Annotated in this window: 9 protein-coding genes; 5 read left to right on the forward strand and 4 right to left on the reverse strand. The window is 50.7% G+C overall.

Annotation, left to right across the window (positions count from 1 at the left end):
• Window positions 1-220: 220 nt before the first annotated feature.
• The 4 genes from V3O24_RS02855 to V3O24_RS02870 all read right to left on the reverse strand — a co-directional run bounded on the left by V3O24_RS02855 (window position 221) and on the right by V3O24_RS02870 (window position 4,688).
• Window positions 221-1,696: a cellulase family glycosylhydrolase gene (locus tag V3O24_RS02855; protein WP_331306107.1), complete on the reverse strand. Its 1,476-nt coding sequence runs from the start codon at window positions 1,694-1,696 to the stop codon at window positions 221-223.
• A 132-nt stretch (window positions 1,697-1,828) separates the two neighbouring features.
• On the reverse strand, window positions 1,829-2,140 hold the full coding sequence (locus V3O24_RS02860; protein WP_104423476.1) for a DUF190 domain-containing protein: 312 nt from the start codon (window positions 2,138-2,140) through the stop codon (window positions 1,829-1,831).
• A gap of 31 nt (window positions 2,141-2,171) precedes the next feature.
• A complete protein-coding gene (locus V3O24_RS02865; RefSeq protein WP_331306109.1) occupies window positions 2,172-3,458 on the reverse strand; it encodes a chloride channel protein in 1,287 nt (428 codons plus the stop codon).
• Window positions 3,459-3,512: 54 nt separating this feature from the next.
• On the reverse strand, window positions 3,513-4,688 hold the full coding sequence (locus V3O24_RS02870; RefSeq protein WP_331306110.1) for a cation:proton antiporter: 1,176 nt from the start codon (window positions 4,686-4,688) through the stop codon (window positions 3,513-3,515).
• Between the two features lie 366 nt (window positions 4,689-5,054).
• Between V3O24_RS02870 and V3O24_RS02875 the strand changes: the two genes are divergently transcribed.
• The 5 genes from V3O24_RS02875 to V3O24_RS02895 all read left to right on the forward strand — a co-directional run bounded on the left by V3O24_RS02875 (window position 5,055) and on the right by V3O24_RS02895 (window position 11,889).
• Window positions 5,055-7,193 carry an HAD-IIB family hydrolase gene (locus V3O24_RS02875; RefSeq protein WP_331306111.1) on the forward strand — a complete coding sequence of 713 codons (2,139 nt, stop codon included), beginning with the start codon at window positions 5,055-5,057 and terminating at the stop codon, window positions 7,191-7,193.
• A gap of 15 nt (window positions 7,194-7,208) precedes the next feature.
• On the forward strand, window positions 7,209-8,048 hold the full coding sequence (locus tag V3O24_RS02880; protein ID WP_331306113.1) for an HAD-IIB family hydrolase: 840 nt from the start codon (window positions 7,209-7,211) through the stop codon (window positions 8,046-8,048).
• A 462-nt stretch (window positions 8,049-8,510) separates the two neighbouring features.
• A complete protein-coding gene (locus V3O24_RS02885) occupies window positions 8,511-10,466 on the forward strand; it encodes an alpha-amylase family glycosyl hydrolase (protein WP_331306114.1) in 1,956 nt (651 codons plus the stop codon).
• A 482-nt stretch (window positions 10,467-10,948) separates the two neighbouring features.
• Window positions 10,949-11,719 carry a dihydrodipicolinate reductase C-terminal domain-containing protein gene (locus V3O24_RS02890; RefSeq protein WP_104423470.1) on the forward strand — a complete coding sequence of 257 codons (771 nt, stop codon included), beginning with the start codon at window positions 10,949-10,951 and terminating at the stop codon, window positions 11,717-11,719.
• 38 nt (window positions 11,720-11,757) lie between these two features.
• Window positions 11,758-11,889 carry a hypothetical protein gene (locus V3O24_RS02895; RefSeq protein ID WP_331306116.1) on the forward strand — a complete coding sequence of 44 codons (132 nt, stop codon included), beginning with the start codon at window positions 11,758-11,760 and terminating at the stop codon, window positions 11,887-11,889.
• Window positions 11,890-11,947: the final 58 nt, after the last annotated feature.

Genomic DNA, 11,947 nt, shown 5'->3' on the forward strand with positions numbered 1-11,947 from the left:
GTGCATAAATTAATTTAGGCAATTACCATGAAGGACATGAAGACTTAAACCTTTCATGTCCTTCATGGTTAAAAAATGAAAAATAAAACTTGCTCAAGTTATTTCATGCACGTTCCTAACAAAATTGATGGGGTTGCAATGAGGTCATATTGAGCAGTATTAGGGGGTGCCACTGAGGTAGGCCATAACGTCTATCGCGTTAAGAAAGTCAGTTGCGCGCTCAAAGATCCCTGATATGGCTGATCGCCGGCCAGCTCACTAAGTTTTTTGTTCCGCCTTTTTCTGATTTAGCGGTAAAGGCTTGAGTAGGCCGCTTCAGTTTTCGGCCTAAGGTTGCTTTTTGCATGGCGTTGATAACTGTAGGGTTGGGTGAAAAATATTCCGGCGTGTTCCACTGACTCCATTTGTATTTGATAGTGTTTAAATCATCCGTAGCAATATCGGCAATATTGCTGTTTTGCTCTGCTGTGTTGTACATGCCCCAGTTATTGCGGCCCAACACCTTATAAGACCAAGTTGTCCAGTGGCTGCCGGTTTCTGTAAATTGCTGAAGTCCGTAATTCCAGGATTCGGCATTTCCGAACAGCGTGAATTCCCCTATAAAATGCGGTACGTTATATTTTGAACCCCATTTTTGAGCGTCCTGTATCCACCCATCCACAGAATTTTTCATCACCGTGAAGTCTTCATTGTTTTGCCATTGGTAATAGTGCAACGAATAGACGACATTCTCCCAGTTTTTCTCTTGGGGATTCGGAAGTGTATTCCACCACCAGGTAGCTTCCATAATGATGATATGGTCGGGATCAATCGTTCGGATAGCGTGATATAGGCGGTCGTAAAGATTAACCACCTCGGAACCCATCCCTCCGGGAAAGGTCTCGGAGGGTTCATTCAACAGGTCATAACCGGCCACGGCGGCATTGTCTTTAAAACGCGTGGCGAGAGTTTCCCAAAGCTCTACCAGTTGATTCTGATAGAGCGGGGTTGAATAAAGCAGAGCGCCGTTTTGCCGGCCTGAATGATGGGCTCCGTTTTGTGACCCCGGCGCGCCATGCATATCAAGGATAGTGTAGAGCCCATATTCCAACGCTTTGTTTACGGTCCATTCAATCCGGGATAAATCAATGGCGCCGGTATCGTCCAGTCTCCAGTTACCCTCATCATCCATATGGTTAAGCGCATATATCGGCAAACGGATACAGTTGAGACCGGCTTCGGCGATATTCTTGAAATCGGTTTCCGTGATCCAGGAATCCCAGTAAGCGTTGTAGAGATCCCAGACAGCCTCTTTACCAAAACGTTCGGTAAGAATATGTCGCGCATCCCACTCGTTTGATGCCCCGGCTAATGGCGACATCCAGGGTTCATGCACCCTCCAGCCTCCCAGGTTGGTGCCGTAAAGATGAACATCTTTACCCACGCCGTAATTGTCCCTGATCTCCGTTCCATCCACTTTAAGAAAATCCGAAGCGGAACAATATAAAGGTAACGTTATCGTCAGCGTCCAAATGAAGATGGGTATTCCAGGTAAATTTGAGAGAAAAACAGATTTCAGTTTCATAAATATCAATAGGGCTATCTTCAAAAGACTAACCGGTTTGGCGACGTTTGGCTCGCCAATTATACAATATCGATTCGGCAAGCCTAAATCTTTGGCCGCCTTGGGAATGCCGTCACGGTCTGCACGTTCCAACGCCTACTCCTTAAACTGAGCTGTATATTTGTTGCGTATTGTTGGGGAGGTTGGTTCTTTTTTGGTTTTCATTTTTGACCTCGGAGTCAGGGATTACGCTCTTAGCCGAGTGTCCGCTAGATCGGAGCAAGATCAATCTCTGATATGGCTAATTGCCGGCCAACTCACTATATGAGATAAGCCCATCTGGGTTTGAAGATGGTTGATTACGCTCTCAACCCGTTCAGGTAAGTCGTAGAATTCGATGACCAGCGGCAAATCCAGAGACAAGGTTAGTAGATGGCTGGTACGAATTATTCCGTCCGGGCCAAACCCCATAATCCCTTGGAATACCGTGATGCCTAAGACTTTTTCTTCGTCGTGCAAAAAATCGAAGATACTACCAAGCAGATGTTCGTCTTCCCGAAGATAAATCCGCGCTATCGTAATAGATTGAGTTGCCATAACTAATTCTTAAATAATGTATTTAATCGAATTACCGTCGTGCCGAACACATTGACGGCAATCGATAGGCTTCACATAAAACAAGGTACAACGGTACCGAATGTATTAATTTAGATGTCCCGCTGGCCAAAAAAGCGGTCGCCATCAGCGGAATCATAATTTCATGGCTATTAGTCATTTCCATAACAATCACGAACGAGGTGAGCGGTGTTTGCAGCATACCCGAGAAATAAGCGGTCATGCTCAGTAAAATCATCGCTGAAGCGGGCGCAATCGGAAACCAGTTAGCCAAGTCGACACCAATTCCAGCCCCTGTTGCCAGTGATGGGACAAAAATACCGCTGGGTATGCCGCTAAAGAAAGTGGCGCACGTAGCGAGCATTTTCAGGAACGGATAAGAAGGTTCCATCGCTTGAGCGCTGTGTAATATGGCTTTGGTTTGTTGATAACCTGTGCCCACGGTCGCACCATTGGAGAAATAATTCACTGTAGCGATGATTCCGCCGCACGCTATAGCGATCACAACCATCGAGATGCCGGTTCGCTTGAGGAGTCGGCTGCCGAAAATAGTGATTTTGCTAAACAAGCCTCCCAAAAACCCGCCGATAATCCCGCATAACGGGATAGCAAACCAGCTTTGTCCTATTGGCATGATCAGCGATTCATCTTCAAAATAAATGTAGCTGTTTAATAACGCATAGGCGGTCACGCCGGAAAAAATAATGGCGGTTAATACCAGACTGCTGATCCGTTCTTCCAAGGTTCGGCCCATTTCTTCAACAGCAAAAATAATGCCCGCCAACGGGGTGCTGAACATTGCGGCAAAACCGGCCGCGCTGCCTGCCAGAATTAAACCTTTCTCTAAATAATGAGGCGGAAATTTAATCACTTTACCGAGTGACAACATCACCGATGCGCCGACATGCACGGCAGGGCCGCCGAAACCGACTGAGGCCCCGGAAAGCAGACCCATAATCGGCAGGAACATTTTCCCGATGGCAATTCTTAAGGAAATCAATTTGGCTGTTTCTTTAAAGTTGTCAGCAAATTCCAAGGCTGTTTTAACCTGTGGAATGCCGCTGCGTTCGCTGCCGGGAAAGAAACGAAAAGTGAGCCATGCAGTAAAGCCCAGTCCGACTGGCGGAATGACAAAATGAAACCAGGGGTATTGCAGCGCAAGAACGCGGTAGGTTTGCGCGGCCCATTCGCTGAGCATAGTTATCATGACGATAACCAGGCCGACCATAATTGCGCCCAGCCAGAATACCAGACGTTGTTTCCAGGCGATATACGAAAATAGATGAAGAAATGGTTTCAAAATGAAAATTCTATCTCAAGGATAAGGTCGATAAATGTAATTTTTTCGTAAACATCACCAAGGCAAAACGAATTTACCGCGTAGTTTTACCGCCAACACGGGGAACAATAACACCGAAACCATACCCGCGCTGACCAGGATTGACGCCCTGTCCGGCGGCATTAATCCAGAGGAAACGCCGATTTCACTGATGATAACGATCAGCGGAAGACCTGTGGCCGAATAAAACATGAAAGGTATTTTTTCTTCGGCAGTCAGCTCATGCTTGTAAAAAAACAACGGAACGCTTCGAACCAGAACCAACAAACCCGACAACAGAGCGATTTGTATCGGAGCGAGAGGCGTAGACCATAGCGCACTGAGTTCGAACTTCATGCCTGCGACGATAAAGAAGATGGGTATCAGGAAGCCATAACCGATTGCGTCCAACTTATGCTGCAACAGCTCGCCCTCTGTGCCTTTAATGGCGAGTCTGACCACCATGCCCGCAGTAAATGCTCCCAGCACGATATTCAGGCCGAATTTAGCGGCGAGCGTGGCTAACAAGACTTGCAACAAGATACAAATTCGCACCGGAAGCTGGCCGCTGCTCTGCATGGTGTGCGCCAGCTTTTCAAGTAATGGCGAGGAGCGCATGTGCAGGGCAACATTCGCCACGGCCAAGGAGATGATAATAAAGGTCACGACAAACAGCGTGTGTAAAAAAGTGTCATGGGTAGTGATCAGCAACAGCGAAATAATCACCAAGGGGCCAAACTCACCGACAGCCGCTGTTGCCACGATGTACTTGCCGAAATCGGTGTTCAGTTCGCCACGGTCGCGCAGAATAGGGGCCAGTATGCCCAAGGCGGTGGTGGATAAGGCGGTTGCGGCCAATAAAGGCGGGCTCTGGATAAGTCCGATGACATTGAAGAAAAACATACAAACTATCGCCGACAGGAAGGTAATAAACCAACTGCCTACCGCTAATGACAAGGGTTTGCCGCGAATCTTGTCGAAATCTATCTCAAGTCCGACCAAGAACAGCAGAAAAGTTAAACCGAGTTGCCCTAACATGGCGATCATGCCGTCAGGATTAGCCAGATGAAAGACATGAGGGCCTATCAGTATCCCCAAAACGACTTCAAGCACCACGACAGGAAAGCGCACACTGCCCGGCAACTCGGCAAGGAGCGGAGCCAGCATCGCAACGAATGTGATAAGCAGAAGTTCAGAAGGATAAGCTTCCATGTATGGACTCCGGTAGATGTTAAATGACAGAGTAGAGCTGAATTCGATTGTAACAAGTTACCCGGTGCAGACCATTGTTTATTTGAGCCTGTGAAAGCCAGGCTTCCCGTTTCGACAACGCATTTGCAGTCTCGTTTGTACCATGAAGGCCCGGATGAGTCTCGAACCTTAAGAAAGGATTAATGTGTGCAATCCTATAATTAATAAATTCCTTAGATTCACTGGGACTGATCTGCTGCAACACGAACTGGTTTACAGACGGTTAGGGACATGGAAAAACGGTTCGGAATTACTGAAGCTAAAAATCCGGAATTTATGACCGGAGCGTATTTTTAAATACACCGGTAATTAAAGAGTCTATCTGCAATGATTGAGAACACTAATACCGAACCGCTGTATATCCTGTTAATCAGCGTTCACGGCTTGATTAGAGGCTGTGACCTGGAACTGGGACGCGACGCGGATACCGGCGGTCAAACCAAATATGTCGTTGAGCTGGCCAAGGCGCTGGCAAAACAGCCGAATGTCGGGCGGGTGGATTTGGTAACGCGGCGGATAATCGACAGCGAAGTCGGCCCCGATTACGCAGAGCCCGTCGAACCGCTGTCGGAAAATGCACAAATAGTCCGTATCGAAGCGGGTCCCGAAGCGTATATTCGCAAAGAAGAGCTCTGGGATCATCTGGATAGTTTCGCCGATAATTTACTGAGTTGGCTGCACCGCCAACCGCGCTGGCCGGATATTCTGCACAGCCATTATGCCGACGCCGGTTATGTCGGCGTCCGCCTTGCGCATTGGACCGGGTTGCCGTTGATTCATACCGGCCATTCTTTGGGACGCGACAAATGCCGCAGGCTGCTCGCGATGGGCTTGCCGATGGAGGCGATCGAGCAGCGTTATCATATGTCGCGCCGTATCGGCGCCGAAGAGGAGACGCTGACCAACGCCGATCTGGTGATTACCAGCACCCGCAATGAAATCGAAGAGCAATACGAGCTTTACGATTGCTACACGCCGGACAAGATGGCAATCATACCGCCGGGAACCGATCTCGACATGTTTCATCCGCCCGCTTCCGCCGGCGAAAGCATTGCTTTTGCAAAAAACCTCAAGATGCCGCTGCATGAACCGGATAAGCCGGTGATATTGGCGATGTCCCGTCCCGACCAACGGAAAAATATCGTCGGACTGTTGGAGGCTTACGGGGAATCGCCGCGTTTGCAGCAGTTGGCCAATCTGGTGATCGTCGCCGGTAATCGCGAAGACATCCGGGAGTTGAGCGAAGGCCCGCAAGGGGTGTTGACGGAGCTGTTATTGGTTGCCGATTATTACGATCTCTACGGTCGGGTCGCGCTGCCGAAACACCACGCGGCTGACGAGGTCGCCGACATTTACCGTCTTGCGGCGGCATCCGGAGGCGTGTTCATCAATCCGGCCCTGACCGAACCGTTCGGCTTGACGCTGCTGGAAGCGGCCGCCAGCGGCCTGCCGCTGGTCGCCACCGAAAACGGCGGTCCGGTGGACATCATCGGCAATTGCCGCAACGGCTTGCTGGTCGACCCGGTGGACAAGACGGCGATGGCTGAAGCCTTGTTGACTATTCTCGAAAATCGGGAGCTTTGGCGGGAATTTTCCGCAAATGGCTTGCAAAACGTCGCCCGGTATTATTCCTGGGACTCCCATACGCAAGCCTATTTGCGAAAGATTCAGGCGCTACCGCAGCAAGCGGGCTCACTCCCGAAAGCCCCGCCGCTCGCCAAAACCGGCCGCTTCCGAAAACAAGCCATTTTTAGCGCTATCGATAATACTTTGTTGGGCGACGCCGAAGGCTTGGAGCAATTTGTAAAACTGATTCGCGAAAAACGTAAGAAGCTTCTATTCGGCATCGCCACCGGGCGGCGGCTGGATGCGGTTCTGGCGGTCTTTAAAAAACACAAGATTCCGATGCCGGATATTTTAATCACCAGTCTCGGCACTGAAATCTACTATGCGCCGCAACTGATCGCCGATATTGCCTGGACCTATCATATCGATCATTTGTGGACGCCTAACGTGCTGCGGCGCGTCATCAGCGGCTTGCCGGGCCTGACGCTGCAAGCCAAAAGCGAACAGAGCCGGTTTAAGCTTTCCTATCTTTACGACAGCAATAGCGCGCCGCCGATGGAAGAAATCCTTACGCTACTGCGGCAGCACGAATTGTCGGTCAATACGACGCTCTCGTTCGGACAGTTTTTGGACTTTGTTCCGGCCAGGGCCTCCAAAGGCCAGGCATTGCGCTATGTCGCCCGGCAATGGAATATTCCGCTGGAGCGTATCCTGGCTACGGGCGGTTCCGGTGGCGACGAGGATATGTTGCGCGGCAACACCCTCGGGGTCGTGGTCGCCAACCGTCATTGCGAGGAGCTGTCCATTCTGGGCGATACCGAGCAGGTCTATTTCGCCGAGGGTTCGCATGCCTGGGGCATATTGGAGGCCATCGAACATTACGATTTTTTCAATCGCTAACAGAGTCCAAAGCCCATGAACAAACGCATCCTGATTTGTACCGATCTTGACCGCACCCTGCTGCCGAACGGCAGACAGCCCGAATCGCCCGGTGCGCGGGCGGCTTTTAGCCGACTGGTTTCGCGCCCGGAGGTGACCCTGGCTTATGTCAGCGGCCGGCACCGCGAGCTGGTTGAAGACGCCATCCGGGAATACGAACTGCCGTTGCCCGATTGGGTTATCGGCGATGTCGGCACGACTATTTACCAAGTAGGTACCGGAGAATGGCGGCATTGGCCTGAATGGGAGCGGGACATCGCCGCCGATTGGCGGGGCTTGACGGCGAACGCTTTACGTCCCTTGTTTGCCGATTTACCGTTTTTGCGCCTACAGGAAGAAGCCAAGCAAAACCGTTACAAACTCAGCTATTACCTGCCGTTGCAGGCTGACATCGACGCGCTGCAACGGGAAATGCTGCGGCGGCTGGAAACCCGGCAAGTGGCGGCCGGCTTGATCTACAGTGTCGACGAAGCGACATCGACGGGACTGCTGGATGTATTGCCCGCGCATGCGACGAAACTCCATGCCGTGGAGTTTTTAATGCAACATCAGAGCTTCGATTACGCCAACACGGTTTTCGCCGGCGACAGCGGTAACGATTTGCCGGTGCTCGCCAGCGCGATTCAGTCGGTATTGGTCGCCAACGCCGATCTTGATGTTGTCGGGCAAGCCAAAGCACAAGCCCGGAAACAGGGAATGATGGCGGCGTTTTATTTGGCGCAAGGCGGTTTTTTAGGCATGAACGGCAATTACAGCGCCGGGATACTGGAGGGCGTTGCCCATTATCATCCCGGCACGCAGATTTGGATGGAATGACTTTGCAATTGAGCATAATGAATATATTTCGTGTCTTTGCTGGTCCCCAAGCTCTTTTTGCTGGTTCCCAAGCTCCTGCTTGGGAACCCAGTGAGCAAAGCTCCAGCTTTGCGAGACGGGAAGCTGGAGCTTCCTACACTGAATTCCCAAGCTGGAGAGCTTGGGAACTAGCGTATGTGCTATTTTTTATTCACCACGAAGAAATATAGATTGGAGCGCGACGGAGCATGTCAATAGAACGCGGATTTGACGGATTCCACAAGCGAGACGGGGTTTGCAACCCCGTCCCTAACGTTTTTGTGGCATTAGAGCTAAGTGGCTATATTGACAGTCGTAAAATGTTTCGAACGGGGCAACATGCCCCGTCCGGCTTGAGGTTTTTTTAAATCCGTCTTATCAGTGTCATCCGTGTTCCATCACGCGCGAATAGTCACTTAATTTTAGTTCCGTCAGGATAACGCTATGTACGAACAAGTTTCCCACTCGCTATTGAACGCCATTCTGGACGATTTAAAACCGGAAATCAGCAGGCAGGATTTGCGGCATTTTTATACCCGGCTGGGCGCTAATTTTTACGCCATTTATTCGCTGTTTTTTAACCTCTACGGACAGCGCAAGGACTTTAAGCCGCAAATGCAGCGCCTGGTGGAAACCATGGCTAAAGGCTATATCAACCGCTCCACGGAACTGGAAAGCGTCGACATCCTGCGCGAACGGGATCATAACTGGTTCCTGTCGCAAAAATGGGTCGGCATGGCGCTATACACCAACGGTTTTGCCGAAAACCTGGACGATTTGGCCGACAAGACCCCGTATTTCCAGGAGCTGGGTATCAACATGGTGCATATCATGCCGATTTTGATGTGCCCGGCCGGTAAAAGCGACGGCGGTTATGCGGTCAGCGATTTCCGGAAAATCGACGACAGGCTCGGCGACATTAACGATTTACGCCGCGTTGCCGGGGAATTCAGGAAGCGCGATATTCTACTGGTCTTAGACATAGTGCTCAATCATACCTCCGACGAGCATGAATGGGCCCAAAAGGCGGTCACGGGGGAGCGCCGCTACCAGGATTATTATTTCATGTTCGATAACCGGGAAATTCCCGATATGTTCGAGCGCAGCATGCCGGAAATTTTTCCCGAAAGCGATCCGGGCAATTTCACCTGGAATGCCGACCTGCAAAAATGGGTGATGACCGTCTTCCATGATTACCAATGGGATTTGAATTACAGCAATCCCGAGGTGTTCATTGAAATGCTCGACATTATCCTGTTTTGGGCCAATCAGGGGGTTGATGTGCTGCGTCTCGACGCCGTCGCTTTCCTGTGGAAAAAAATCGGCAGCTCCTGCCAGAACGAGCGCAATGCGCATCTGATTCTCCAATTGATGAAGGACTGCTGTCAAGTGAGCGCTCCCGGCGTGTTGTTTATTGCCGAAGCGATCGTCGCGCCGGTTGAGGTCATCAAGTATTTCGGCGAAGACGCGATTATCGCCAAGGAATGCGAAATCGCCTACAACGCCACGTTAATGGCATTGCTGTGGGACGGCATTGCCACCAAAAATGCCAAACTGCTTTATCAAGGACTGCAAAATCTGCCCGCCAAACTGGAACGGGCAACCTGGCTGAATTATGTGCGCTGCCATGACGACATCGGCTTCGGTTTCGACGACAACGATGTCCGGGCGGCCGATTACGAACCTTTCGCGCACCGAAAATTTCTGGTCGATTATTTCAGCGGTCAATTCGAAGCTTCGCCGGCCAGAGGCATGGTGTTTATGCGCAATGACGAGACCGGCGACGCGCGCATTTGCGGCTCGCTGGCATCGCTGGCGGGATTGGAAGCGGCAGCGGAAAGCGGCGATTCGGCCCTGATATTAGCTGCGGTCAATAAAATCCTGCTACTGCATAGCGTGATCCTGTCTTTCGGCGGCATTCCGCTGCTTTACAACGGCGATGCGCTGGGCGTCGTCAACGACTACAGTTATCTCGATGACCCCGGTAAAAGCGGCGACAACCGCTGGATTCACCGGCCCAAGATCAATTGGGAAAGAGCCGAATTGCGAAAAAGACAAGGCACGGTGGAATACAGCCTGTTCAGCGCATTGAAAAAAATGATCGCCATCCGCAAGGAAACGACTGCGTTCGCCGATTTCAACAACCGCGAACTGCTGGACGTCGATAATGAGCATTTGCTCTGTTTTATCCGCTTCAATCATTTGCGGCCGTCGGAACGGGTCCTGGTGGTCGCCAATTTCGACGCCAATCCCCAGTATCTCGACCTGGATGTCATCAGCGGTCGGGGCATTAATCTTTACGGCCGGTTCGTCGATTTATACAGCGGCAGAAGTCCCGCCCAGTTCGATCGCCGGATCGTTTTGCAGGCTTATCAATTTTATTGGTTAACGGAAATATGAGCTGATTGGCCCGGATTTGTTTCGTCCCCACGCGTCAGGTTATTACTATCAAGTTAATGGTTGCGTATTTCCAGCGGTTGGAGTGCAAGGCCTCACTGGCATTAAGTTAAGCCGTTCGTGGTGAGCCCCATTCGACAAGCTCATGACAGGCTTCGATAAACTCAGGAGAGCCTTGTCGAACCATGAATGGCTTAACGACTTGTTCCGCTCACCCTTCGACAGGCTCAGGGCGAACGGAACAAGTCTTAACTTAATGGCAGTGGTGCAAGGCCTGGGAACGCGCGCGAAAAGTTGTGTAGATAGCTATGCCCGCATGGGCCTGAGAGGTATAAATTAGTCACTATAAGCATGATTTCGTTAATGTTTTTATTTTAAATGACAGTTGATACAAAATGCTTTTCCGCAAAACTTATTTGCTCATTGCATTTTTGCGGTTGGGGTAAACGTAGTTCTGCCAGTGAATGTATCAAAGGAGATTACCATTGAACCACAAAATAAGTATCGGCCTTATCGGCTACGGCAAAACGGGCAAAGCCGTCGCCAATGTACTGAGCACCGATTCACGCTTTGAACTGTGCTGGATTGCCCGCCGCACCGTGAGTGACAACGCTCAAACGCATCCTGATACTGCCATTCCGATTATTGGGATGGCGCAACAATCGTTCGAGGCATTATTCGACCGGCAGCCGGTTGATGCGGTAGTTGATTTTTCTTCACCGGAAGCCGTCCATCGCTATGGAGAAACGGTTCGTAAACACCGAATTATGTTGGTCAGCGCGATTTCCGCTTATTCGGAAAGCGATTTGGATTATGTCCGCAGTCTTGGGCGAAATACGCGTGTCATGTGTTCGCCCAATATTACCTTGGGCGTCAATTTCCTGATGACGGCGGCCAATCTGTTGCGCAAAATAGCGCCTTTTGCCGATGTGGAAATCCTTGAGCAACATTTTAAGGAAAAACCGGAGGTTTCAGGCACGGCATTAAAGATCGCGGAAAAATTAGGCGTGGATGACGATCAAATCACTTCGTTACGGCTCGGCGGAATTATCGGTGAGCATGAAGTTATTTTCGGCTTTCCGCACCAAACAGTCCGTCTGGTTCACTCGTCAATCAGACGCGAGGCATTCGGCACGGGCGCGGCTTTTGCGCTATCGCATTTGGCAATCTGCGATATAGGCTTTTACACTTTCGAAGACTTGCTGATACATGCGGCACGTGATTTAAAGGGTCAAATCCCGGATTTTTCATCGTAGACCAGCCGGGTGGCGAGGTGTGAAGCTGTCGTATAACAATGAGCGCAGCACTGCCATTACGCGTTGTAGGAGCGGGCCATGCCCGCGATGAAGGCGCTACAACGCTGTATCGCTCTACCGAAATATCGCGGGCGCTGCCCGCTCCTACGCTGCTGTTGTACTTAACTTAATGGCCGTGGCGTAGCGCATGGGAACAAATTTGCTGAGCGCCTGTTACGTTCCGGCCAA

The sequence above is a fragment of the Methylobacter sp. Wu8 genome (genome assembly GCF_036440755.1).
GTDB classification, from domain to species: domain Bacteria; phylum Pseudomonadota; class Gammaproteobacteria; order Methylococcales; family Methylomonadaceae; genus Methylobacter_A; species Methylobacter_A tundripaludum_A.